At 42.4% G+C, this 22,871-nt stretch carries 26 protein-coding genes; 18 read left to right on the top strand and 8 right to left on the bottom strand.

All coding sequences use genetic code 11. The features are described 5' to 3' along the window. Positions 1–49 precede the first annotated feature (49 nt). The 10 genes from AC6RV6_RS03985 (at position 50) to AC6RV6_RS03940 (ending at position 8,959) form a co-directional block, all read left to right on the top strand. The gene (locus AC6RV6_RS03985) at positions 50–1,954 is read left to right on the top strand and encodes an ATP-binding protein (RefSeq protein WP_500239098.1); all 1,905 of its coding nucleotides are present in this window, start codon (positions 50–52) and stop codon (positions 1,952–1,954) included. A 149-nt stretch (positions 1,955–2,103) separates the two neighbouring features. After that, positions 2,104–2,415: a co-chaperone GroES gene (gene groES, locus AC6RV6_RS03980; protein ID WP_500239097.1), complete on the top strand. Its 312-nt coding sequence runs from the start codon at positions 2,104–2,106 to the stop codon at positions 2,413–2,415. Positions 2,416–2,471: 56 nt separating this feature from the next. Beyond that, a complete protein-coding gene (groL, locus tag AC6RV6_RS03975; RefSeq protein ID WP_500239095.1) occupies positions 2,472–4,097 on the top strand; it encodes a chaperonin GroEL in 1,626 nt (541 codons plus the stop codon). A gap of 145 nt (positions 4,098–4,242) precedes the next feature. Further along, entirely contained in the window at positions 4,243–5,640 is a 1,398-nt protein-coding gene (locus AC6RV6_RS03970) for an AAA family ATPase (RefSeq protein WP_500239094.1), read from the top strand. Further along, positions 5,600–6,532 carry a DUF4435 domain-containing protein gene (locus AC6RV6_RS03965; RefSeq protein WP_500239093.1) on the top strand — a complete coding sequence of 311 codons (933 nt, stop codon included), beginning with the start codon at positions 5,600–5,602 and terminating at the stop codon, positions 6,530–6,532. The genes AC6RV6_RS03970 and AC6RV6_RS03965 overlap by 41 nt, the downstream gene beginning before the upstream one ends. An 88-nt stretch (positions 6,533–6,620) precedes the next feature. Continuing rightward, positions 6,621–6,842: a hypothetical protein gene (locus AC6RV6_RS03960; RefSeq protein ID WP_500239092.1), complete on the top strand. Its 222-nt coding sequence runs from the start codon at positions 6,621–6,623 to the stop codon at positions 6,840–6,842. Further along, positions 6,820–7,077, top strand: a complete 258-nt coding sequence (locus AC6RV6_RS03955; RefSeq protein ID WP_500239090.1) for a ParE family toxin-like protein — start codon at positions 6,820–6,822, stop codon at positions 7,075–7,077. Before AC6RV6_RS03960 ends, AC6RV6_RS03955 begins: the two co-directional genes overlap by 23 nt. A 98-nt stretch (positions 7,078–7,175) precedes the next feature. After that, positions 7,176–7,400, top strand: coding sequence for a DUF433 domain-containing protein (locus AC6RV6_RS03950; protein WP_500239088.1), 225 nt, complete (start codon positions 7,176–7,178; stop codon positions 7,398–7,400). Beyond that, a complete protein-coding gene (locus tag AC6RV6_RS03945) occupies positions 7,397–7,732 on the top strand; it encodes a DUF5615 family PIN-like protein (protein ID WP_500239087.1) in 336 nt (111 codons plus the stop codon). Before AC6RV6_RS03950 ends, AC6RV6_RS03945 begins: the two co-directional genes overlap by 4 nt. Positions 7,733–7,864: 132 nt before the next feature. Next, positions 7,865–8,959, top strand: coding sequence for a tetratricopeptide repeat protein (locus AC6RV6_RS03940; protein ID WP_500239086.1), 1,095 nt, complete (start codon positions 7,865–7,867; stop codon positions 8,957–8,959). Between the two features lie 139 nt (positions 8,960–9,098). Here AC6RV6_RS03940 and ctpB read toward each other — a convergent pair whose 3' ends face one another. The 4 genes from ctpB to AC6RV6_RS03920 form a co-directional block, all read right to left on the bottom strand. After that, positions 9,099–10,442, bottom strand: a complete 1,344-nt coding sequence (gene ctpB, locus AC6RV6_RS03935; protein ID WP_500239083.1) for a carboxyl-terminal processing protease CtpB — start codon at positions 10,440–10,442, stop codon at positions 9,099–9,101. A gap of 281 nt (positions 10,443–10,723) precedes the next feature. Then, the gene (locus tag AC6RV6_RS03930) at positions 10,724–12,325 is read right to left on the bottom strand and encodes an Hsp70 family protein (protein ID WP_500239080.1); all 1,602 of its coding nucleotides are present in this window, start codon (positions 12,323–12,325) and stop codon (positions 10,724–10,726) included. 106 nt (positions 12,326–12,431) lie between these two features. Beyond that, positions 12,432–12,884 carry a D-aminoacyl-tRNA deacylase gene (dtd, locus tag AC6RV6_RS03925; protein WP_500239076.1) on the bottom strand — a complete coding sequence of 151 codons (453 nt, stop codon included), beginning with the start codon at positions 12,882–12,884 and terminating at the stop codon, positions 12,432–12,434. A 120-nt stretch (positions 12,885–13,004) separates the two neighbouring features. After that, positions 13,005–14,096 carry a CobW family GTP-binding protein gene (locus AC6RV6_RS03920; protein ID WP_500239073.1) on the bottom strand — a complete coding sequence of 364 codons (1,092 nt, stop codon included), beginning with the start codon at positions 14,094–14,096 and terminating at the stop codon, positions 13,005–13,007. Positions 14,097–14,228: 132 nt separating this feature from the next. Between AC6RV6_RS03920 and cysS the strand changes: the two genes are divergently transcribed. Both cysS and AC6RV6_RS03910 read left to right on the top strand, forming a co-directional pair. After that, positions 14,229–15,662, top strand: a complete 1,434-nt coding sequence (gene cysS / locus AC6RV6_RS03915; RefSeq protein WP_500239070.1) for a cysteine--tRNA ligase — start codon at positions 14,229–14,231, stop codon at positions 15,660–15,662. Positions 15,663–15,735: 73 nt separating this feature from the next. Next, entirely contained in the window at positions 15,736–16,455 is a 720-nt protein-coding gene (locus tag AC6RV6_RS03910) for an ATP-grasp domain-containing protein (protein ID WP_500239067.1), read from the top strand. On the opposite strand, the gene AC6RV6_RS03905 is transcribed toward AC6RV6_RS03910, so the two are convergent. Next, positions 16,452–17,408, bottom strand: a complete 957-nt coding sequence (locus AC6RV6_RS03905; RefSeq protein ID WP_500239065.1) for a CPBP family intramembrane glutamic endopeptidase — start codon at positions 17,406–17,408, stop codon at positions 16,452–16,454. The genes AC6RV6_RS03910 and AC6RV6_RS03905 overlap by 4 nt on opposite strands. 137 nt (positions 17,409–17,545) lie before the next feature. On the opposite strand from AC6RV6_RS03905, the gene AC6RV6_RS03900 reads away from it, so the two are divergent. From AC6RV6_RS03900 to AC6RV6_RS03890, 3 genes are all read left to right on the top strand, one after another. Continuing rightward, entirely contained in the window at positions 17,546–18,070 is a 525-nt protein-coding gene (locus tag AC6RV6_RS03900) for a GNAT family N-acetyltransferase (protein WP_500239063.1), read from the top strand. A 20-nt stretch (positions 18,071–18,090) separates the two neighbouring features. Next, a complete protein-coding gene (locus AC6RV6_RS03895) occupies positions 18,091–18,606 on the top strand; it encodes a GNAT family N-acetyltransferase (protein ID WP_500239061.1) in 516 nt (171 codons plus the stop codon). Positions 18,607–18,736: 130 nt separating this feature from the next. Continuing rightward, the gene (locus AC6RV6_RS03890) at positions 18,737–19,399 is read left to right on the top strand and encodes a glutathione S-transferase family protein (protein WP_500239060.1); all 663 of its coding nucleotides are present in this window, start codon (positions 18,737–18,739) and stop codon (positions 19,397–19,399) included. A 45-nt stretch (positions 19,400–19,444) separates the two neighbouring features. On the opposite strand, the gene AC6RV6_RS03885 is transcribed toward AC6RV6_RS03890, so the two are convergent. Next, the gene (locus AC6RV6_RS03885; RefSeq protein ID WP_500239056.1) at positions 19,445–19,603 is read right to left on the bottom strand and encodes a hypothetical protein; all 159 of its coding nucleotides are present in this window, start codon (positions 19,601–19,603) and stop codon (positions 19,445–19,447) included. 30 nt (positions 19,604–19,633) lie between these two features. Here AC6RV6_RS03885 and AC6RV6_RS03880 point away from each other — a divergent pair, with 30 nt between their 5' ends. After that, on the top strand, positions 19,634–20,146 hold the full coding sequence (locus tag AC6RV6_RS03880; RefSeq protein WP_500239052.1) for a Tic20 family protein: 513 nt from the start codon (positions 19,634–19,636) through the stop codon (positions 20,144–20,146). Positions 20,147–20,239: 93 nt separating this feature from the next. Here AC6RV6_RS03880 and AC6RV6_RS03875 read toward each other — a convergent pair whose 3' ends face one another. Then, the gene (locus AC6RV6_RS03875; protein ID WP_500239049.1) at positions 20,240–21,031 is read right to left on the bottom strand and encodes a fumarylacetoacetate hydrolase family protein; all 792 of its coding nucleotides are present in this window, start codon (positions 21,029–21,031) and stop codon (positions 20,240–20,242) included. Between the two features lie 238 nt (positions 21,032–21,269). Between AC6RV6_RS03875 and rpsF the strand changes: the two genes are divergently transcribed. Continuing rightward, the gene (rpsF, locus tag AC6RV6_RS03870; RefSeq protein WP_500239045.1) at positions 21,270–21,611 is read left to right on the top strand and encodes a 30S ribosomal protein S6; all 342 of its coding nucleotides are present in this window, start codon (positions 21,270–21,272) and stop codon (positions 21,609–21,611) included. 28 nt (positions 21,612–21,639) lie between these two features. Here rpsF and trmB read toward each other — a convergent pair whose 3' ends face one another. Next, positions 21,640–22,293, bottom strand: coding sequence for a tRNA (guanosine(46)-N7)-methyltransferase TrmB (trmB, locus tag AC6RV6_RS03865; protein ID WP_500239041.1), 654 nt, complete (start codon positions 22,291–22,293; stop codon positions 21,640–21,642). Between the two features lie 167 nt (positions 22,294–22,460). Between trmB and AC6RV6_RS03860 the strand changes: the two genes are divergently transcribed. After that, entirely contained in the window at positions 22,461–22,859 is a 399-nt protein-coding gene (locus tag AC6RV6_RS03860; protein ID WP_500239036.1) for a VOC family protein, read from the top strand. The last annotated feature ends 12 nt before the right edge of the window (positions 22,860–22,871 follow it).

Raw genomic sequence — 22,871 nt, 5'->3', positions numbered from 1 at the left:
TTTGACGATCGTTTTATCTTCTTTAATTAAATTCTAATTTTCTGCTATCATGGACAATTTCGATCGCACTGATAATCATCTCGACACCTTGTACCGAGAAATTAGCAAAGTTCGCGCGATTATCGAGAGTTATTTGGCAGGAGAGGAACTGCCTTGGTCTCCTTCAGAAACTCTTTCAACACCGCTCAAGCAATTGCGCGATCGCTTTCACCTGTCATCCTTCGAGGAAAATATTTTACTCCTTTGTACGGGCATTGAACTCGATCCGCAATTGAGTTCTCTCTGTGCTAAAATTGCCGATAATCCCAAACAAAATTATCCCACTTTTTCCCTTGCTCTTTCCTTATTTCCCGAGGCAGAATGGCGCGTTTTATCTTCTCAAAGTCCCTTACAATATTGGCAGTTAATTGAAATTGCTCCCAATATTACTCTCACTCAAGCCCCACTCTCCATCGATCGCCGCATTCTTTCCTACTTACTGGGCAACCCCGATCGCGATCGCCAACTAACAGGTCAGATATCTTCGTTACCCACCCATGAAACCTATCTCCCTCCTTCTCGAGGGGAGATCGCCCAATCTGCCCTCGAAACATGGATGAATGCCCCCAACTATCCCTTACTGCAACTCTGCGGTAGCGATACCCGTGCCAAAATTGAAATTGCACAATGGATATGCGATCGCCTTGGTTTTACCCTGAATCGCTTGCCGGCATCCATTTTACCCGTTACACCCAACGAACTCCACCAACTCGGGCATCGATGGATGCGAGAGGCTATTCTCGATAATAGCGTTCTTTTAATTGAGAGCGATCTAACTCCTCAAAGCGATCGCCAAAACGCCCTCGAACACTTCATTGAAAACCTGCAAACTCCAGTTATTCTCAGCAGCCAACAACGCCAGCATTTCCCCAATACGGCTACGATTACCTTTGAAGTGACCGCCCTTCCTCACGACGAAAAACGCTATCTCTGGCAACGCCATCTCGGTGAAAAAGCAATCCAACTCAACGGACACCTCGAACCCCTCATCGCTCAATTTAATGTCAGCGATCGCACCATTCATGCCGCTTGTGCATCCATGCAAAGAGAAGATGAAGACTTAGGCAAACATCTTTGGAACTTTTGTCGCCAACAAGCTCGCCCTCGCTTGGAACACCTCGCCCAACGCATCGATACAACAGCAACTTGGGAAGATTTGATTCTCCCTGAAAAAGAAAAAGGCATTTTGCGAGATTTAGCCGTGCAGGTGAAACGCAGAGCCAAAGTTTACGAACAATGGGGTTTTGCCAGCAAAAATAGGCGCGGTTTGGGCATTGCCGCTCTTTTTGCCGGGGCAAGTGGAACCGGGAAAACCATGGCCGCAGAGATATTGGCGAAAGAGTTTAATCTCGATCTCTATCGCATCGATCTCAGTGCCGTCACCAGCAAATATATTGGCGAAACCGAGAAGAATTTATCGCAAATCTTTGATGCGGCAGAAGCCGGAGGAGTCGTGTTACTCTTTGATGAAGCCGATGCCCTTTTTGGCAAACGCACTCAAGTGAAAGACAGCCGCGATCGCCATGCCAATCTCGAAGTTAGCTATCTTTTGCAACGAATGGAGGCTTATCAAGGCTTAGCCATTTTAACCACCAACTTGAAAGATTCTCTCGATCAAGCCTTTATGCGTCGCCTGCGATTTATGATTAACTTTCCCTTCCCGAAAGCCGATGCGAGAAGCAAAATTTGGCAGCGAGTTTTCCCTGAAAAAGCACCGACACAAGATTTAGATTTCGGGAAGTTGGGGCGGTTGGATGTAACGGGAGGAAATATCCGCGCGATCGCCCTCAATTCTGCCTTTATTGCCGCCGATACAGACAATCCGATAATGATGGAACATATTTTACAAGCAGCAAAAGCAGAATATCTTAAAGTCGGGCGGAGTTTGACCAATGCTGAGGTAAAAGACTGGTAATTCCTTTAAAGTTCGGGAAACCGTACTGATTCCATGCTTGCCAGACGATCGCCTTGTTAGGTAGATTAGCACTCGGACGGTGAGAGTGCTAACTCCACCGAACCCAAGCACTCTCAAGCCAAACACCGAGTTTTTTAGGAGTAAATTGCATGGCTGCATTAACCATTAACGTCTCTACAGTAAAACCTTTAGGCGATCGCGTCTTCGTCAAAGTCAGCCCCAGCGAAGAGAAAACGGCTGGCGGAATTCTCCTACCCGACACAGCTAAAGAAAAGCCTCAAGTTGGCGAAGTTGCTGCCGTTGGTCCCGGAAAAGCAGATAAAGATGGCAACCGCGTCGAACTCGAAGTCAAAGTCGGCGACAAAGTCCTCTATTCCAAGTATGCCGGCACCGACATCAAACTGAGTGGCGATGATTACGTTCTCCTCTCCGAGAAAGATATTTTAGCCGTTGTGGACTAATTCTTTTTATTTCTTTCTTTTTTGTTCCATTCGTACTCAACACTTCAAAAAAAGCTATGGCTAAGAGCATTATTTACAACGAAGAAGCCCGCCGCGCTTTAGAAAAAGGCATCGACCTTTTAGCAGAAGCAGTGGCCATCACCCTCGGTCCAAAAGGCCGTAACGTGGTTCTCGAAAAGAAATTCGGCGCACCGCAAATTGTTAACGATGGTGTCACCATCGCTAAGGAAATCGAATTAGACGATCACATCGAAAACACTGGGGTTTCTCTAATTCGTCAAGCTGCTTCTAAAACCAATGACGTTGCTGGAGACGGAACCACCACTGCAACAGTTTTGGCTCACGCAATGGTAAAAGCCGGCTTGAAAAACGTGGCCGCCGGTGCCAACCCGATCGCGATCAAGCGCGGTGTTGACAAAGCAACTGAGTTTTTAGTCGGTCAAATTGCTGATAAGTCTCGGGAAATTTCCGATTCCAAAGCGATCGCCCAAGTGGGTTCTATTTCTGCCGGTAACGATGTAGAAGTCGGCGAAATGATTGCCTCGGCAATGGATAAGGTCGGCAAAGAGGGTGTGATTTCCTTGGAAGAAGGAAAATCCATGACCACCGAACTCGAAATTACCGAAGGGATGCGCTTTGAAAAAGGCTATATTTCCCCCTACTTCGTCACTGATGCCGAACGCATGGAAGCGATTTTTGAGGAGCCTTATTTGCTCATCACCGATAAGAAAATCGCCCTCGTACAGGATTTAGTTCCCGTGTTGGAACAGGTGGCACGTTCTGGCAAACCCTTAATCATTATCGCTGAAGATATTGAGAAAGAAGCCCTCGCAACTTTAGTCGTCAACCGTCTGCGCGGCGTTCTCAATGTGGCTGCGGTTAAGGCTCCCGGTTTTGGCGATCGCCGCAAGCAAATGTTAGAAGATATTGCGGTTCTGACAGGCGGTCAAGTTATTACCGAAGATGCCGGCTTAAAGTTAGATAACGCCAAGTTGGAAGACCTCGGGACGGCGCGTCGTTTGGTCATCACCAAAGATACCTCGACCATCGTTGCTGAAGGTAACGAAGAAGGTGTGAAGGCACGTTGCGAACAAATCCGCCGTCAAATCGAAGAAACCGATTCTTCTTACGATGTAGAGAAATTACAAGAACGTTTGGCGAAATTGTCCGGCGGTGTTGCAGTCATTAAAGTGGGTGCGGCAACGGAAACGGAAATGAAGGACAAGAAACTACGCCTCGAAGATGCCATCAATGCCACCAAAGCGGCAGTAGAAGAAGGCATCGTCCCCGGTGGCGGTACGACTTTAGGACACCTTGCTCCCGTTTTGGCAGAGTGGGCAAATGCTAACTTACAAAACGAAGAGTTAACCGGGGCGACCATCGTCATGCGGGCGTTGACGGCTCCTTTGATGCGAATCGCCGAAAATGCCGGACAAAACGGCGCGGTGATTGCAGAACGGGTGAAAGAGAAAGATTTCAACGTCGGCTACAATGCTGCTAATGGCGAGTTTGTCGATATGTTTGATGCGGGTATTGTTGACCCGGCTAAGGTGACTCGCAGTGCTTTACAAAATGCGGCTTCGATCGCGGGTATGGTTCTCACCACGGAATGTATTGTGGTAGACAAGCCTGAGAAGGAGAAAGCAGGTGCGGCACCAGGCGGCGGGGACTTTGACTACTAAGTTAGGAATAAAGGTCTAGATATTTTTGAAGGCAGGCGATCGCGCCTGTCTTTCTTCATTGGATGGGTTGAGTGCGATCGGTTGTATAATGTCAGCACGAGTACACTGAATTTTAATCTCTACCTTTAAATCAATTTCTAGACCAATGGAAACAATAAATTTCTCTAAATCAATTACTTGTATTGAAGTTGAAAAACTATTCGGAAAATATGATTATAAGTTACAAAAAGAAAAAACCCAGTATTCCAACAATTCGTTGATGATCCTATATGGTGATAATGGATCGGGCAAAACAACAATTTTAAAACTACTTTTTCATATATTATCTACTCGAATACATCATCCCTTTATTCTGGACACTCCATTTCGAAAATTTTCAGTAGAATTTTTGGATAGTACAAGAGTGATTTTAACTCGTAATAATGATGCCTTAACAGGTGTATTTAAAATAGAAAAAATTTACAGCGAAGATTATAATGATTTAAAGGAAATATCTTATTCACATCTTGATTTGTTTATTTTAGATGACGAAAGAGTATTAGACAGAAAAAACTTTAATATTTCTAACATAGAAATGGATAGAAACAAGAGGATAAGTTCAAAAAACGTATTTATTGAAAATAGTAAAAATAGAGTGAATAAAAAAGATACAATTCATGTGCATGGTGATGGAAATACAATATATTACATGACTGGAGATACTGTTGATGATTCACAAAGCCAATTTAATGTTCATTCAGAATCAGCACTAAAACTATCAATTCAAAGACTTGAAAATTGGATTCGAGAGCAACTATATCAAGGTTCAGATCTCGGGGATAGAAATGTACATAATTTATATGAAGAAATTGTGGAAAGTATCGTAATGTTAGATAAAAGAGAACTAAATAATTTTAATGATAAATTTGACAAACTAATTGATGATTTTGAAGTTCAAGAAAAAAGAAGTCAAAGATATTCAAAATTTGGTTTGATGTCTCCATTAAATGCAGAAACACTAATTAAGTCTCTCAAAAAAACTTCCGTACAGACATACTCTGTATTGCAAAATATTCTTTCTCCTTATTTAGATAGTATGACTGCAAGAATGGACGCATTGCAAAATATTCAAGAAATTTTAACGACTTTTGTAAATATAATTAATAATGGATTTCTTCACGATAAAAAAATCAAATTTTACATTCGAGATGGTTTAGAAATTTTGACTCAAGAAAATGGCAAAGAAATCTCTCTAGAACCAGAAATGTTATCTTCTGGAGAAAAGCAAATAATATTGCTATTTTGTAATATTATTGCTGCCCGAGAAAAACCAACAATCTTTATTATCGACGAACCAGAAATTTCACTTAATATAAAATGGCAGCGTCAACTGATCCAATCCTTGCTAAAATGTACCGAAGGCAGTCAAATTCAATTTTTGCTTGCAACCCACTCAATCGAATTATTATCTCAATACGATAATGATGTCGTCGATCTAGAAAATATAGTAGAAAAAACAGAACATGGGGAAGAAAAGACAAGAGAGACGACGATCGCTTCGTGAATTAGTCAGTCGCTACAAACGAGAACCCGAACTTTGTGATATTTATGTTGAAGGAGAAAGCGATCGCTCTTTCATCACATGGTTTTTAGAAGAGAAAGGACTTGATGATTTTGTTGTTTACGGTATTGATACTATCGACATTCCTCCTGAAAGCATCCAAAATCTTGGCTTGAATGTAGGTAGCAATCGAAGTGAAGTGATTGCATTAGCAAGTCATTTAGAGCAAGAATTGGCTGCTTTGCTGGATACTTTGAGAGTTACTTGTATTTGCGATCGCGATCTTGACATCCTCTTAAAAAATACAGAAAAATGGCAATTAAAATTATTGCTTTTTACCGATTATTCTGGTCTTGAGATGTATTGGTTTAACGAGACAACAATCCATAAATTTTTGCGTTCTATAAATTATAATGGTGATATACAGCCCGATCGCATTCTCAATATTCTCTCCTCAGTTTTGCTAGAATTATTTTTAATTCGTGCAGCGAATCAAGCGCTTAATTTTGGTATAAAAGTGTTAAAGAATTTGGGGAATTGTTGTAAACTTAAAGGCAATGCTATTTCTTTTGAAAGTCAAACATACATTACAAAATATTTAGATAGTGGAACAAAAAGAGCAGAAGAGAACAAATTTATAGATAAGATCGATGAGTTACGCGACTATGCAGAACAGAATATTCCCGATCCTCGCATGAAAATGCACGGTCACGATTTCGGTGAGCTTTTATGTTGGTATGTCAAAAAATATCTCGCAAAAAACAAGCAAAACTTGTACAAACCAGAAACTGTTGAAATGATGTTATCTGGTTGTGGTAAAGATAAAGATTTAGCAATGTTAGAATCGGAAACTCTATTCAAAAATTTATTATATCGTCTAAGTTTGAGAGAATAAGAAACAAGCGATCGCACTTCCCAAGACGATTGACAAGTAAAGCGATCGCGTATAATACAATCAAGAGATTGGAAAGATAAAAACCACCATGACAACGTTACAAACAATTGAAACAGCAATTAAAGAATTAAGCGATCGCGAGGCTCATCAGCTTTTAGAATGGCTGCAAACTTATATCGACGATCGTTGGGAAAAACAAATGCAGGCAGATTTAGAAACAGGGAAACTCAACGCTCTAATCAACCGAGCAGAAGCAGATATTGAAGCAAATAAGGTTAAGGAGCTTGATGAAATCTTACACGACTCCTGACTTTTGGAAAACTTATACTAAATTATCTAGCGAGGCTAAAGAACAAGCTCGAAAAGCCTATAAGCTCTGGAAATCAAATCAATTTCACCCCTCTCTACATTTCAAAAAAGTTGGTAAAAATTTATGGTCGGCTCGTATTACACTCAATATTCGTGCATTAGCTCTAAAAAAAGGTGAAGCTTATTACTGGATTTGGATTGGAACTCATGATGAATATGATGCCCTTTTGAGTTAGATTTTGTCAAGATAATAAGCGATCGCACCTCCTAAGATTATCGATCGGCAGAGCGATCGCGTAAAATAAAGGTGCAAGTGTTCAGCAGAGGAATTTAGATGTCAGAATTATTATCCAGAATCACAGTAAATCCTCGACAATGTGGAGGTCGTCCCTGCATTCGAGGAATGAGAATTAGAGTTTCTGACGTGCTGGAATTACTAGCAGGAGGATTGAGTTTCGAGGGAATCTTAGAAGAAATGCCCGATCTCGAAAGAGACGATCTGCGAGCGGTTTTATTGTATGCTGCACGTAAATTAGATCATCCAGTTCTCGTCGCATGATTATTTGGTTAAATGCTCATCTTTCCCCTGCGATCGCAACATGGATTACAAATGAATTGGGAATAACCGCGATCGCTTTACGAGATGTTGGTTTGCGAGATGCAGAAGATGAAGAAATTTTTACAGCAGCTAAAGAACAAAGCGCTATTTTAATGACGAAAGATCGAGATTTTGTCGATTTGCTCGATCGCTTTGGTTCTCCTCCGCAAGTCATTTGGCTAACTTGCGGCAATACTTCCAATGCCAGACTCAAAGAAATTTTAGCAGCTACTCTTCCCGATGCGATCGCTCTATTGCGATCGGGAGAAAGCCTTGTTGAAATTACTGGCTAAATGATAGAAATTAAGACTCGTATTGTAATCTGATTTTTGCGATCGCTTTGGTTTTTCCTCTCTCGATACGATGAAAACGGTACAATCTAATTATTAAATCGATCGCCAGTCCAAAAACACTTTCTCTCAATCATGCTCGATCGCGTTGCCGAAGCCATTAAGCGGCAAGATTACCGCATGGCAGCTAAATTATTAAAACCTCTGATTGCAACGGACTCTCAGAACCCTTGGGTGCGATTTTATGCCGGTCGCATTAAGGAAGGACTCGGGAAGCGAGAAGAAGCGGAAAAAATTTATCTCTATCTTTTACCTCGTACCACAAACCCCAAACTTATCGGACAAATTCGTCAGGGAATTTCTCGCCTCGAAGCAGCCGCACGATCGCAAAAAGAACAAGCGATCGCCGATGCACTGACCAATACCGGTGGGGAAGAATTAGGGGTGTTAATTCTCGAACCGATCGCCGCAGAAGCCAAACTCGCTGCGGCGAAAGCCTTTGGTGAAATTATGAATATGGACGCTTACACCGCCCGGTTGCGCTTGCCCGCGCGAGGATGGCGGTTGTATCGTCCGGGAAAAATAGGAGAACTCAATTATTATGTTTCTCGCCTCCAACAGGCCAATATTCCCAGCTTTTGTCAGCCTTTGCAGAAAATTGACGCGATCGAGGTGTTTGAGGTGCATTATTTTAAAACCCTCAAACCCCCAGTTAAAGTGCGCTGCAAAAATAAGACCGGACAAGAAGGAGGATTTAGTTTTGACTGGGAAGAGGTTACTCAACGTATCACCGGACGGATTCCTTTATTTGAGTCGGTGGTGGTCTTGGATGTCAGGAGAAACTTAAAGCGCAAAACCCAAAAACAAGATAGCGTGCCTTTCTGCGATCTACACTTACCTCGTCGAAACTGCATTCTCCGCTTTTGCGATCGCACCTATCAATTTCAACAAGGAATGACCTTGACAAACAAACCTCCTTCTCTCTCCCTCGGAGAACAGGAAACTGCGAGTAAAAATTGGGACTATCTGACAGAATTTCTCAATGAAACCTTAGCCGATCGCCCCGTTCGAAATAATTTTACAATTTTTGCCGAGACGGCGATCGATTTTCGCGAAACCCTCAATCGCATGGAATCTCGCATCGATCTCGAACGACGCAAACCCAGTCTTTGGGATCCCGCCTTTCAACTTTATAGCGGCTTGCATTTTTGGCGCGATCGGGGATTTTAGTTATCAGTTATCAGTTATCAGTTATCGGTTATCAGTTTCTTCAGCTTAAGTTAGGAGATTTGAATATCGCACGACTCAAAACCCCTTTAATTTCCTTTTACTAAAAAGGGAATTAAAGAGGTCAACTAACAACTAATAGCTATTCCGCCACATCTTCAATGAGTTGACGAATGCTAATCGGTGCAGGCGGTGTAACCGGGGACTCTTGTTGGGCAAAACGTTCCTGTAAAACATTCAAAGCACGACTATAATGAGGATCCTTTTGGCTTCCTCGCACCGTCGGATTGCTGCGTAAAAGTCGTTGTTGTTCTCGCGTTAATCTGACTTCAACATCAGGCGCAATACCATTATGATTGATGTTAATACCGCTAGGAGGATAGTAACGAGAAATCGTAACGGCTAAGCCTGACTCATCTGAGAGAGAGTGAACCGATTGCACTGTTCCTTTGCCATAGGTCTGACTTCCTACTAATGTCGCCCGTCCGTTATCTTTTAACGCACCGGCAAGAATCTCACTAGCACTGGCAGAATAGCCATCCACTAAGACCACCAAAGGCAACTCGGTTAAAGAAGTGCGATCGGCTGCATATTCGCGATCGCCTCCCGATCGGTCTATGGTTTTCACGATCGCCCCAGTTTCCATCCACATCCGCGCAATATCAACGCTGGAAAATAACAACCCTCCCGGATTACCCCGCAAGTCCAAAACGAACCCGTCTACATTCTGTTCTTGTAGTTTCGCGATCGCCCGTTGCATTTGTTCGGCGGCGTGAGAACTAAATTCCTCGAGGTACAAATAGCCCACGCGCATCCCATTTTCTTCTTGTAGGCTGTAATGCAGAACGGGAACTTCCACGGGGGCGCGAGTGAGGGTAATTTCAAACAAGCCTTTATTGGGGCGCGTCAGTTGCAATGTTACATCGCTTCCTTCTTCTCCGCGCAAGAGTTCGGCTGCTTGTTCGGTATTCATCAAAGCCGTAGTTTGACTATCGATACGCAGAATGCGATCGCCTTCTTGAATGCCAGCTTCTTCGGCAGGTGAATTCCCCAATAGCTCAACAATAGTGAGGGCGCTTCCAGCCGTGTCAATTTTCAAGCGCACGCCGATTCCCGATAGTTCTCCTGTTGTTTGAGTGGTCAAATCGGCAAATTCTTTGGGATCGAGAAAGCGAGTGTAGGGGTCGCCTAAATCGCGCAAAGCCTCACGAATTGCTCGATAAGCCTCGTCGTGAGAAGTATACTCCCGTTCGAGTAAGTCTTGGCGAGTGACCTGCCATTCTTCGCGATCGAAGTCGCCCCCGACAAATTCGTTATTCACAATTTGCCACACTTCATCAACAATAGCTTTGGGGCTGTTTTCCAAGCTCGCTTGTGCGGGAGGAACGAGAGAAAGAGCAACTGCAGAAGTAACAGCCAAAGTGACAAAGGTGCCATTTGCGAACCAATGCTGCAGACGAGAAGACAATTGGGGTATTTCTTTCATGGACGGGTGGACTGGGTGATGATATGGGATAACCGAGGCGGTGGACTTCTACGTTTTACGATTTGACCGAGGATTGCCTGAATTGCAATCGTCTTGCTGTATCAAAATCGCGTTCCATCGGAGTTGAAATGGTTTTACCATAGCAAAGGTCTCAAAACACTCACTTCCCAACCTGCCAGTTTGGCAAGCGTCCTCAAGTTGTAGGACGGTCTAGACCCTTGAACCGATTCGGAAGTCCGGATCGACTTATGATTACTTTACCCAATTGTAATCAAATTTTTTTAACTTAACTGCACAACAACACGATTTTCTAACAAAATACGATCGCTTAATAGATCTTCTACGGTAATGCGTAAGAGGCGTTGTTCGTCAACCGTAAATTGTATCTTTATACGATCGCTTCCCGGGTAGCCCGCAGGGGACAATTCGGCGATAGTTCTTGCCCCGGGGCGATCGTTGAGGGGTTTGACGGTTTGTTCCCCTGCCGCATCAAGGGTTCGAGTGATGAGGCGATCGCCATCAAAGTAAACTTCAGTACTGGTGTTTTCTTCTCCCAATTCGCCGATAATGAGTTCGATATTGGGTTGATTGTCGGCAGATGCCCCAAGGAGCAATTCGACGGGTTCTGGGGTGGGATAAGGCTGTCCGGCAGGGATAATGGAATGCCAGTCATGGCACTTATTGCGACGATTCCAGTAGCGGATACCGTAGCTGTGGTAGAGAAAGTCTTTCAGTTCAAATCCTCGGGATAGTTGCAATGCCCCCGTCGCGATCGCGTCAAAGGGGCGATCGCTTTTGATTTTCTCGAGGGGAAAATAATTGGCAATCCAGTCTTGAATCGCAGGGATTTGTGTGGTTCCACCCACGAGAAGAACGGCATCAATATTATTTTTTTCAATCCCTTGCAAGCGTCCTTGTTGTAGAATTCCTGCCATCATTTCGTCGAGTTTTGGGAAAAAGTTGCGTTCTGCAAGGATCGTTTGCAAGCGATCGCGATCGAGTTTCAGTTCGTAACTTTCTAAGGTTTCATCATTAAAGTAAACTTCACTGGCTTCGAGTTGAGAGGAAAGTTTGATTTTGACTCGTTCGGCCAAACGAAGGGTTAAGGCAGATTTGGGTAAACCTTGTTCTTGAATGAAATAATCGATCAACCAATTATCAATATCTGAGCCGCCCAAATTCTCTCCTGCCTTAGCTAAAACTCGTGCGGTTTTTACTTTTTGATTAGCATTTTCTCCTAATAATTTATCTCCCCATTTGAGAATAAATCCCATTGGCTTCTGCGAGTTTTTATTGTTACCTAAATTTAATTGTACGAGGGAGAGATCGAGAGTTCCGCCGCCAAAATCCACCACTAACAAAATATCGTCCGTTTCCGTACCGTATCCTAATGCGGCGGCAGTAGGTTCGTCGAGAATGCGAACTCGATCGGCATTTAAAGATTGACAAATATGGGTTAACCAGTTGCGATAGGACTCAAAACTATCAACAGGAACCGTTAAGATGAGAGAGTCGAGTTCTTCTGCTGCGTCGATCTGTTGCAAAAGGGTTTTTAAAAACCACGTTCCGACCTGTTCAAAGGTAATAATTTTGCCATCGAGAGTGGGTAAAAAACCTTGAATGTCTGTCCCGATCCCGCGTTTAAAGTTGCGAAAAAAGCGGGGATCGCTGACGAGATCCAAACCGCGATCGCGCACCTGCTGGCCGATCGGAATGTTTTCTGCGATCGCATCTTCCACGTACACTAAGCTGGGGATGAGGGGAGGATTTTTGCCGAGTTGTTGGGAGAGAGCGGGAAATTTTAGGGTTTCTGCTTGTTGTTTGGCGGCATTCCACCGGGTAATTACCGTGTTGCTGGTGCCAAAGTCGATCGCGATCGCCATATCTTCTGAAACAAACCATTATTTTTCTGTATCATGCCCTGAAAGATGCCCAAAATCAATACGACTATAGATTGAGGATGATAAATTGCTCAATGAGAAGAATTGTTTAAGCTTCTTTCTCCAACAATAATGTGACAGGGCCATCATTTTCAATGCTGACTTGCATCATTGCACCAAAGCGTCCTGTTGCAATTTTGAGGTTGCTTTGGCGAAGTTTTTCCACAAAGCGATCGTAGAGCTTTTCAGCAATATCTGGAGAGGCAGATTGACTAAAGGAAGGACGGCGACCTTTACGACAGTTTCCATAGAGAGTAAATTGACTGATGACTAAAATTTCTCCGCCGATTTCTTGAATAGAATTATCCCATTTTCCTTCTCTATTTTCTGGGTTGGGAAACAATCGCAATTGCAAACATTTTCCCGCCATCCAATCCAGTTCCTTTTCTGTATCTGTGGGAGCAATTCCCACTAATAAATTAAGTCCTCGTCCAATTTGACCGACAATTTCGCCATCGATAGCGACTTGAGAAGAGCGGACTCGCTGAATGATAACGCGCATAAATTGATTGAAAATAAAAGTTTAGCGATCTCAGCTTTATTTTATAGTTAACCAGTCGGTAATTGAGTCATTTTAAAGTTGACACGAGCGTAATTTAGGTGGGCATTGCCCACCCTATTTTTAAGCGACGCATTCTCCTAATTGTTGCAGGATTTTTTCATGTTCTAGATCCTGACCGATGAAGACTAATTGCGTTTTTTGTTCGCGATCGCCCCATTCGTCATCCTCAATTGAGAAGCGCTTGCCACTGAGATGAAAAATATGGCGATCGGGACTTTCTTCAAACCAGAGAATCCCTTTAGCACGGAAAATATTGGGCGTTAAATGATAGTCTAAAAACTGCTGGAATTTGCGAACTGACATTGGTTTATCGCTTTGGAAAGAAATGGAAGTAAAACCATCATTTTCTAAGTGATGAGAATGTTCGTGATGGTCGTGGGAATGTTCGTGATGGTCGTGGGAATGTTCGTGATGGTCGTGATGATCGTGGGAATGGTCGTGATGGTCGTGGGAATGTTCGTGATGGTCGTGTTCGGATTCTGTTTTCTCGAAGTACTTATCCGACTCAAATAAACCTACACTCAAAACTAAAGGAAGCGGAACTTCAGAATTACTGGTTCGAATAATTCTTGCATCACTTTTAATATCGCGAATTCTAACCTCTAATAGATCCACATCCCCCTCATCAACGAGATCGACTTTGTTGAGTAAAATGACATCACCATAAGCAATTTGACTGTAAGCAGCCTCGCTATTAAACAGATCTAAACTGTAATTCGCACAGTCCACCATCGTCACAATAGAATCGAGACGAGTCATATCTCGTAATTCTGTCCCTAAAAAGGTCAGTGCAACCGGAAGCGGATCTGCTAAACCCGTTGTTTCTACGACTAAATAGTCAATTTTATCGTCCCGTTCGAGAATGCGATAAACTGCATTGACTAAATCTTCATTGATCGTGCAGCAAATACAACCGTTATTTAACTCGATCGTGTCATCTTCCGTCGTGACGATCAATTCGTTATCAATGCCAATTTCTCCGAACTCATTGACGAGAACCGCAGTTTTCAGTCCTTCTTGATTGCTTAAAATATGGTTGAGAAGCGTAGTTTTTCCGCTCCCGAGAAAACCGGTAATAATGGTAACGGGTAAGCCTTGTTTGGGGGCTTCCAGTCCGAGAACGTTACTAGATTGAGGATCGACTGTTTGCATAATTTCTCTGGGTGCGATCGCAAAATCGCAAAAGAATTGTAAAAATAGTCAGCATATCCCATTATTGCTTAGACTGAGAAAGTAGGAAGTTCCTTAAGGAAGACTTCCGCGATCGCACTACCCCATCCGACTATGACTCTAACTCTCTACAACACCCAAACCCGTCGCAAAGAAGCCTTTATCCCTCTTGTCGAAAATGAGGTGAAAATGTATTGCTGTGGCGTAACGGTGTACGATTTGTGTCATTTGGGTCATGCGCGATCGTATATTGTTTGGGATACGGTGCGCCGTTATTTGTTGTGGTGCGGGTATAAAGTGCGCTACGTGCAGAATTTTACCGATATTGATGATAAGATCCTCCGACGTGCCAAAGAACGCGGGACGACGATGCAGGAAATTAGCGATCGCTATATCCAAGAATATTTTGCCGACATTCGCCCTCTCAATGTACTGGATGCAGATGAATATCCTCGCGTCACGGAACATATTCCTCAGATTCACCAATTGATTCAAGATTTGATTGATAAGGACTATGCTTACCCCGCAGGAGGAGATGTTTACTATCAAGTCGAACGGCTTCCTAACTATGGTAAACTCTCCGGACGTAAGTTAGAAGATATGCAAGCGGGCGCAAGTGGACGCTTAAGCAAGGAAGAGACGAAAAAGAAACATCCCTTTGATTTTGCCCTCTGGAAAGCGGCCAAACCGGGAGAACCTGCATGGGACTCTCCTTGGGGAAAAGGTCGTCCCGGTTGGCATATTGAATGTTCGGCGATGGTGCGGGCAATTTTAGGGGAAACGATTGATATTCATAGCGGGGGAGGCGATCTGGTTTTTCCTCATCACGAAAACGAGATCGCTCAGTCAGAAGCTGCAACGGATAAGCTATTGGCGCGGTATTGGCTGCATAATGGCATGGTAAAAATTGGCGGTGATAAAATGTCGAAATCTCTGTCTAATTTTATTACCATTCGCAACTTTTTAGAGCATCCTTACGACCCGATGGTGTTGCGCTTGTTTGTTCTTTTAGCACATTATCGCAAGCCGTTAGATTTTACCGAAGACGCGATCGCCTCGGCAGAAAATGGCTGGCAAACTCTCCAAGAAGGATTGCGGTTTGGCGAGCGTTATGGGGCAAAATTAGGCTGGAAATTGTCTCAGATGCAAACAACTACAAATGAGTATAAAGAGCGCTTTCAAGCAGTCATGGATGATGATATTAATACCCCTGAAGGACTGGCGGTAATTTTTGAATTGGCGAAGGAGTTGCGTAAGGAAAGCAATTTACTCGTTCATGAAGGCAAAACGGATAATTCTTCTGAAGAATTAGAAGTACAATGGAAAACCTTAGTTGAATTAGCGGGAGTTTTGGGAATTGAAACTCAACCCGAGGAAACCAAAGCCTCTGAGATCGATGAGGTGGAAATTGAGGCATTTATCGCACAACGTACTGCAGCGAGGAAAGCCAAGAACTTTGCTGAAAGCGATCGCATTCGCGACGAATTAAAGGCAAAAGGAATTATTCTCGTTGATAAACCTGACGGGACGATATGGCATCGCAGTTAAGGCAGCGATCGCAATGAATCAAAGTCTCAAAATCTCACGGATAACTGGTGACTGGTGACTGATAACTGACAAAATGCCTACTTTAATTTTAACCCCACGCTTTACAGAAGACTCCCAAGCACTTTGGAGAGCGGCGATCCAATTGGGTTGGAATGTCGAACGACTGAGCAGTTGGCGAGTTAGCGATCGCTTTCTTTCTCTTCCCGATCCTATTCTTTATCTTGAAGCATTAATGGCAAAAAGTATTGCCAGAAAATTCGGGATAACCTTACCAGAAGTTCCTTTAAATTGGTTGCCTCAACTTCCCGAAGAATATCGTCAACGCTGGGTTTATCTAACAACTTTAGCTGAAGCTAGAACACTTAAAAAACCTGCTTTTATTAAACCTCCTAACGATAAAAGTTTTCCCGCTCGGACTTATTTTGGTGCAGAGTTACCTGATGATTTTTTGCAGGAAACTCCCGTTCTTGTTGCGGAAATTATTCAGTGGGAAAAAGAATTTCGCTGTTTTATTTTAGAGAAGGAATTACAAACTTTTTCTGTTTATCTGCGCGATGGAGAATTACAAAAAGAAACAGGTTTTCAATATAGCGATCGCGAGGAAAGTGAACTGAGAGAATTTGTGACAAAATTACTCTCAGATTCGCGCATAAAATTGCCTAGATCGGCTTGTTTGGATGTTGGAATGATTCGCGATCGCGGCTGGGCTATTGTCGAACAAAATGCGGTTTGGGGAGCGGGAATTTATGGTTGCGATCCGGTGGAAGTTTTGCAAGTTCTCAAAGTGAGTTAATCTAAGTGTTCCGGAGAATTTTGTAAAATATTCTTCTTTTTGCGTCCTAATAAAATATAATAGAAAATAGCAAATTCTACCCAATATACAATTAATCCGATTAATGGATTACTAGAATCAGAAAGAAAAATTGCCGGGGAGACTAAAGCAGAATCTTTTGTATTAAAAAGTGCGACGATAACAAAATTATTGGCTGCATGTTGCCCCAAAGCTAACTCTAAGCCATTATCTTTGACTGCAATAAGTCCCAAAAACCAGCCTAATGATAAATAAGTTAAAGATAAAAGGGCTGGGCTTCTCAACATCTCTGGATTCAGAAAATGAGGAATAGCAAAAATGATTCCAGTGACGATAATTAAAACAGTTTTATTTTTAACGAATAACCTGATACCTTGTAATAAATATCCTCGAAAAAACAACTCTTCTACACCTGATTGCAGAATAACAACAAAGAATGCTGGAATAACAAAAACTAGCCATAATATCGGATTAAAATTAATCTCAAAACTCCCCGGATTGAGAAAATAAACTATAAAATTAATGCTACTTAAAAGAATAAACCAAAGACCAAAGCCTTGCCAAAAACGCCACCAACGAATCTTGCGATCGCCTCGAATGAGTGTAAAAAAATGCCTGCGATGAATGATACAAACAACAAAAAATAAACTTAAGAAGAACAAGACAGAAGGGATGTTTTGCAGAAAATAAGCGATCGCCGGAGGAATTTGGTTGACAATTTCTTGTATATCTGCGGCACTATCTAAGGTAACAGTTGGCATTTCTCCTTCTATAATTTCTCGCGTCACTAGCGAAACTGCTAAGGCGACAGTTAGAGTAATAATATAAAGAATACCGCCAACAATTAACCAAGAAAATAGCGTGATAAAGATTCCTAACATGTATCTCCACCAGTTATTTTTTCCTTGTCGGGCTGCATCGAGAAAATTATTCATTTGATTCAATAATGAGTAATATTTTACTGTATGCTTAATGTTAAAATGCGATCGAACTCTCACTTTTCTCAAAGTCTTAGCCTGAGTTTGTGACAAGGCGATCGCAATTCTCAATTCTTAGAGAGCTTACAAGAAAAATGCAAATCCAAACAGAACGATTGCAATTATCGCCAATTATAGAGCAAGATACTGAGGAACTCCATCAAATTTGGATACAGCCTTCAGTTCGGCAATATTTATGGGACGATCTTATCATTCCAATTGATGAAACTCGAAGAATTGTAACTCGCAATCAAACTGCCTTATCTCAATCCTTATATGGTTTATGGGGAGTTAGAAAAATTGACCAAAATCCCTTGATTGGATTTTGCGGTTACTGGCCGTTTTTTGAGCCGCCCGAGATACAATTAATCTATGGCTTATCAGATAGTTGTTGGGGTCAAGGATTAGCAATAGAAATGGCGAAAGCAATGGTAAAATATGGTTTTAATACCCTTGGTTTTACACAAGTCTTTGCCAGTACGGATGCGCCCAATCAACGCTCCATCGCTATTCTCGAAAAGCTGGAGATGTTCCGAGAAAAACAGAAAAATATTGATGGGAAAGAAACTATTTTTTATAAATTAGAAAAAGATAACTTTGAGAGATCTCACAATTATTAAAATTCTGGATTTTAGAAATTATGACGATCGGAGAAACATCACGATTAATCATTCGGAAATTGCAACTGAGCGATCGCGACGATCTCAACAATATTTTTGGCGATCCGGAGGTGATGAGATTTTCTTTAAAAGGAATTTTAACACAGGAAGAAATAGACGTATTTTTGCGCGATCGCGTTTTACCAGCTTACGATTGCCAAGGCTTTAGTTTTTATGCTGTTATTGATAAAGCTCAACAAAAATTAATTGGAATTTGCGGTTTACTGGTTCAAAAAATTGGCGATCGAGAAGAGATCGAAATTGGCTATCGTTTTATTCGGGAATATTGGGGATATGGTTTGGCAACAGAAGCAGCAACAGCCGTGCGAGATTATGGTTTAAAACAGTTTAAATTTGAGCGTTTAATTGCGATTATCGAACCTGAAAACATTCGTTCGATTCGTGTTGTCGAGAAAATTGGCATGACTTACGAAAAAGATGCTTTCTTTCATAATATTCCCGTACAAATTTATAGTTTAAATTTAAAACAACAGTAAATGAGAGAATGAATACTTGCAAGTGAAATAAAATTTAACTTTATCTATTTTTGCTCACAAAGCGATCGCGATCCTCGTGCTTTAAATTTACAAGCTACAATAAACAAAAGTTGCTACTCGAGTTAATACCATGATAAAACTCTACAATAGTCACATTTCTTCCAATACTCGCCGTGTCTGGGTTGCTCTCATTGAGAAAAATCTCGAATTTGAGGAGATTTTTATCCAACTCAACCAAGGCGAACAATTTAAACCCGAATTTCTGGAAATGAACCCCTTTCATCATATTCCTGTCTTGGTTGATGATGGTTTCAAAGTATTTGAATCTCTAGCAATTCTCGACTATCTTGAAGCAAAATATCCCAATCCTCAATTAATGCCAACGGATGCAGAAAGTATCGCTAAAGTTCGCATGGTAGAATTAGTGACCCTCAATGAACTGATTCCGCCGACTTTTCCCTTAATGCGAAAGGCTTTAGAATTTGAAGTCCCTCCCGAGCTATTAGAGAAATCCCAAAAGCAAGTTGCGACAGTTTTACAATTTTTTGAGGAGCAACTTGACGAAAATAAACCGTATTTTCTCGGCGATCGCTTCACTTTAGCCGATATTGTGGCGGGAACAACGGTTCCGACTTTATATTTCTTTGGCGTTTCCTTAGCCGCATATCCCAAGGTCGAAAAATGGTGCGAGACTTTACAACAACGAAACAGTTGGCAAAAAACAACACCTTCTCCTGAAGTCATTGAAGCAGCAAAAGCAGGAATCAAAAAAATTATTCAACAACGCGGTTAGCTTTCGTTAGGTGGGCTATGCCCACCCCAAACCGTAATTCCTGAGTTATTCAGGAAGATATGCTCTATATTTATTACGCCGTGCTTGAATTGTGACACGGCGATCGCGATCGCGTCTGGTGTCATTAACGACAAAAAAGCTAAAATACAAATGAGAAGAAAGTGGACGATCGCAATTTCTTTCCTTTTCCTCTAATCTTTTCACAATAAAATCGTAATTATAACTTGGTACGACATGACAAAAATACAAGATAAAATTTTCGCGGCTTTAACTTATCTGATTCCGGTTATTGAAGCATTACGTTTTGGCGTTCTAATTTTTGCCTTCTTTCCTCCTCTGGCATTATTATTTATGCCTTTGTTCCTGTTAATGCCGATTTATTTCTTGTCCGTTGGCGGACTGGCGATCGTTGAATTTGGGATATTTATCGCTCTTTATATGCTTGTCGTTCAAAATCCAAGGCATTCGCATTTTTTACGTTTTAATGCCCTTCAAGCCCTTTTAATCTCAATTTTAGCTTTTTTGTGCAGTCTCGTTCTCGAGTTTTTGGGGTTCTCTCAAGAATTATTGAATCCTTTAACGGGCAGGATCGGTGGAGGAGGAAATTTTCTCCCAGAATACATTTTACCTACTGTAATTTTTATTGGTGCTATGGGAGTATCAGGCTATGCGATCGTTCAATGTTTGCGCGGAGTCTATGCTGAAATACCCGTCATTTCCGAAGCAGCGTACAATCAAGTTCGGTGAACAATGAACAGTTATCAGTGAACAGTTATCAGTTATCAGTTCCAAACACTAAAATGGAAGGCTTGGAATTTGGTCTGGGGAATTTCTCAGGGTTTAATCCTCATCCCTTGGGGATAATTGTTGAACGGGATTTTCTAAAGAGCCGATCCCTTCGATTTCAATACGAATGCGATCGCCATCTTTGACTTCCCCTACCCCTCGAGGTGTTCCCGTTAAGATAATATCCCCGGGTAGTAAGGTCATAATCTGGGAAATATAGGACAGTAAAACAGCCGGAGGAAAAACCATTTGTTCGATTGATGCCGACTGACGGGGTTCGCTTTCCTGATTCACAAAGGTTTGTAAAGAAGCGCCTGCACTTAATTCGCGCACGATCCAAGGACCCAAAGGACAAAAACTATCAAAACCTTTGGCTCGCGTCCATTGACCGTCCTTGCGCTGCAAATCTCGTGCCGTCACGTCATTGGCGATGGTATAGCCCCAAATTTTACTTTCTGCTTCTTTTGGGGACAGAGAGCGCAAGCGATCGCCAACTACCAGAGCCAATTCGCCTTCATATTCAACCCGTTGGGACTGGGAAGGATAGATAATGGGTTGATGATGGGGAAGGACGGTAGTCGGGGGTTTTAAAAAGAGTAAAGGCTCGACTGGTACGGGAGTTCCCATTTCCTCCGCATGAGCGGAATAATTTTTCCCCACGGCAATAATTTTAGAAGGAGCGCACGGAGCGAGTAGGGTATAGTCCTCCCCTCCGAGCATTAAGTCGGTAGGCTGCCCTCCCAACCAAGGAGGAGCATCGAGGACTCGGATGCTGCGATCGGGGTCTAGCAGTCCGTAAAAGGTCTGTCCTTGAGAATTTTTGACTCGGACATAACGTTGCGCCATAGGACAAGAAATCTTGGAAAAACAACAAATTCAGGCGATCGCAAGACATTCGCGATTTTAAACAGTTGGTAAAATTTGGATTGGGGAAAATATTAACCCCTTAAAATAATCCAGACTACTCTAGATCGTAGTAAGATTGTAAATCCTTGCTTCTTTATTGTTGAGCTAAAGCGAAAATCTCAGGCGATCGCCTTTGACAACTGCGAAGAAGCCTCTCGTCCACAAGGAGAAACCCAACATGAGCCGAAGTTACGAAATGATGCTGATTCTGCGCCCTGATTTAGGGGAAGAGCGAACGAGAGAAACAATTGATAAGTATAAGCAAATGCTGGGAGACTACGGATCGACGGATATTTCCGTGCAAATCCTCGGTAAGCGGCGCTTGGCTTATCCGATTCAAAGGTTTCAAGATGGAACTTATGTTCTATTTACTTACAAGTCCGCAGGAGAACAAGTGGCACCGGTCGAAAAATCGATGCGTTTTAGCGAGGAAGTGATTCGTTATTTAACCCTCAAACTCAGCGATCGCAAAGAAAAGGTCAAGGAAGAAGAACCCGAACCCGTTGCGGCAGAAGCATAAAATATGAATTGGCATATTAATTGGCATATTAATTGACAACTGATAGATTGCCTTTGATCAACAAGCACCGATAAACAGGTTCATTTTTGGCAAACGTTGCTTTTTCCCTTTCCGTGGTGACGGGAAAGGGATTTTTTTCTTGCCATTTTTCTCGGTGCTGTGGGCAGAATTGGGGATGTTGTTGAAATTGCTCGCGCATTTCTGTAGCGATCGCTTCCACGTCCGATTGTAAAAATATTGTTGCACCATCCCGAAGCGATCGCGCCAATTCTTCGACCAATTCCGGTTGCACGACCCGACGTTTAGCATGACGTTTTTTAAACCACGGATCGGGAAATTGGATACTCACGCAATCTAAAACGCGATCGGGTAAAGATTCGAGCAAAACTGATAAAGAAATATTAGCGTTACCAAAAAGATAGTGTAAATTGTTGAGTTCTAATTCATCTCCCTTGCGATTCGCTGCAATGACAAGGGGTTCGCGAATTTCCAAACCGAGAAAATTGCGATCGGGTTGCAATTGTGCCATTTCTAAGATGAATCGCCCCCGAGCGCACCCAATATCTAAATGTAACGGCTGTTGAAGGTTGGCATAAATCTGCGTCCAGTCTGGGGGAATGAGAGGAATCTGATATTTATCGCTTAAGGGGTTGACGTGCTGGCGAACTCGAACTCGGGGCATTTCAATGAGCAATTAACAACAGGTCGCTCTCTTCATTGTACTAAAATTACAAAACTTCATAACCCCTAGCAACTCATAGTCGTTATGAGTACGATATAAAGATAAGCGATCGGAATGGGTTAGCAATTTTTCCCTACCCGACATTTTAAAGATCTAGGAGAAATACCATGCAACTTCACCGTTTTGAACACTTAAACTTAAGCTGTAAAGATATGGATGCCAGTCAAAAATTCTATCAGACGTTATTTCCCGATTGGCGCATTCGATCGCAAGGCATAACTCCCGAGGGTCGACGATGGCAACATTTTGGTAACGACCGCGTTTATATTGCCCTCAATGATGCGACCCAAGGCGATCGCCAGCAATATCCCTATGAGGGAGTCGGTCTCAACCACGTCGGTTTTGTCATTGACGATGGAGAAGAACTCAAAAATATTCTCTTGGCACACGAGATTGAATATTACCTTCTCGAATCCCCCGAAACCAAATACCGCATCTATGTTAGCGATCCAGACGGGAATGAAATTGAGTTTGTAGAATATACTACAGATTATTCTTTAAAATAGCAGGTTCATTCT

Source organism: Spirulina sp. LEGE 11439 (genome assembly GCF_059821285.1).
The sequence above is the reverse complement of the archived record's forward strand: the minus strand, read 5'-3'. Positions and strand labels throughout refer to the sequence as shown.

What these genes read in the sequence shown, in the direction of transcription:
- AC6RV6_RS03890 (WP_500239060.1), top strand. Translation starts at nt 18,737, where the DNA reads ATGATAAAACTCTACAATAGTCACATTTCTTCCAATACTCGCCGTGTC.
- AC6RV6_RS03900 (WP_500239063.1), top strand. Translation starts at nt 17,546, where the DNA reads ATGCAAATCCAAACAGAACGATTGCAATTATCGCCAATTATAGAGCAA.
- AC6RV6_RS03880 (WP_500239052.1), top strand. Translation starts at nt 19,634, where the DNA reads ATGACAAAAATACAAGATAAAATTTTCGCGGCTTTAACTTATCTGATT.
- dtd (WP_500239076.1), bottom strand. Translation starts at nt 12,884, where the DNA reads ATGCGCGTTATCATTCAGCGAGTCCGCTCTTCTCAAGTCGCTATCGAT.
- AC6RV6_RS03960 (WP_500239092.1), top strand. Translation starts at nt 6,621, where the DNA reads ATGACAACGTTACAAACAATTGAAACAGCAATTAAAGAATTAAGCGAT.
- AC6RV6_RS03985 (WP_500239098.1), top strand. Translation starts at nt 50, where the DNA reads ATGGACAATTTCGATCGCACTGATAATCATCTCGACACCTTGTACCGA.
- AC6RV6_RS03920 (WP_500239073.1), bottom strand. Translation starts at nt 14,096, where the DNA reads ATGCAAACAGTCGATCCTCAATCTAGTAACGTTCTCGGACTGGAAGCC.
- AC6RV6_RS03910 (WP_500239067.1), top strand. Translation starts at nt 15,736, where the DNA reads ATGCCTACTTTAATTTTAACCCCACGCTTTACAGAAGACTCCCAAGCA.
- AC6RV6_RS03860 (WP_500239036.1), top strand. Translation starts at nt 22,461, where the DNA reads ATGCAACTTCACCGTTTTGAACACTTAAACTTAAGCTGTAAAGATATG.
- AC6RV6_RS03875 (WP_500239049.1), bottom strand. Translation starts at nt 21,031, where the DNA reads ATGGCGCAACGTTATGTCCGAGTCAAAAATTCTCAAGGACAGACCTTT.
- AC6RV6_RS03940 (WP_500239086.1), top strand. Translation starts at nt 7,865, where the DNA reads ATGCTCGATCGCGTTGCCGAAGCCATTAAGCGGCAAGATTACCGCATG.
- AC6RV6_RS03955 (WP_500239090.1), top strand. Translation starts at nt 6,820, where the DNA reads ATGAAATCTTACACGACTCCTGACTTTTGGAAAACTTATACTAAATTA.
- ctpB (WP_500239083.1), bottom strand. Translation starts at nt 10,442, where the DNA reads ATGAAAGAAATACCCCAATTGTCTTCTCGTCTGCAGCATTGGTTCGCA.
- AC6RV6_RS03965 (WP_500239093.1), top strand. Translation starts at nt 5,600, where the DNA reads ATGGGGAAGAAAAGACAAGAGAGACGACGATCGCTTCGTGAATTAGTC.
- trmB (WP_500239041.1), bottom strand. Translation starts at nt 22,293, where the DNA reads ATGCCCCGAGTTCGAGTTCGCCAGCACGTCAACCCCTTAAGCGATAAA.
- cysS (WP_500239070.1), top strand. Translation starts at nt 14,229, where the DNA reads ATGACTCTAACTCTCTACAACACCCAAACCCGTCGCAAAGAAGCCTTT.
- AC6RV6_RS03895 (WP_500239061.1), top strand. Translation starts at nt 18,091, where the DNA reads ATGACGATCGGAGAAACATCACGATTAATCATTCGGAAATTGCAACTG.
- AC6RV6_RS03970 (WP_500239094.1), top strand. Translation starts at nt 4,243, where the DNA reads ATGGAAACAATAAATTTCTCTAAATCAATTACTTGTATTGAAGTTGAA.
- AC6RV6_RS03945 (WP_500239087.1), top strand. Translation starts at nt 7,397, where the DNA reads ATGATTATTTGGTTAAATGCTCATCTTTCCCCTGCGATCGCAACATGG.
- groL (WP_500239095.1), top strand. Translation starts at nt 2,472, where the DNA reads ATGGCTAAGAGCATTATTTACAACGAAGAAGCCCGCCGCGCTTTAGAA.
- AC6RV6_RS03905 (WP_500239065.1), bottom strand. Translation starts at nt 17,408, where the DNA reads ATGAATAATTTTCTCGATGCAGCCCGACAAGGAAAAAATAACTGGTGG.
- rpsF (WP_500239045.1), top strand. Translation starts at nt 21,270, where the DNA reads ATGAGCCGAAGTTACGAAATGATGCTGATTCTGCGCCCTGATTTAGGG.
- AC6RV6_RS03950 (WP_500239088.1), top strand. Translation starts at nt 7,176, where the DNA reads ATGTCAGAATTATTATCCAGAATCACAGTAAATCCTCGACAATGTGGA.
- AC6RV6_RS03930 (WP_500239080.1), bottom strand. Translation starts at nt 12,325, where the DNA reads ATGGCGATCGCGATCGACTTTGGCACCAGCAACACGGTAATTACCCGG.
- groES (WP_500239097.1), top strand. Translation starts at nt 2,104, where the DNA reads ATGGCTGCATTAACCATTAACGTCTCTACAGTAAAACCTTTAGGCGAT.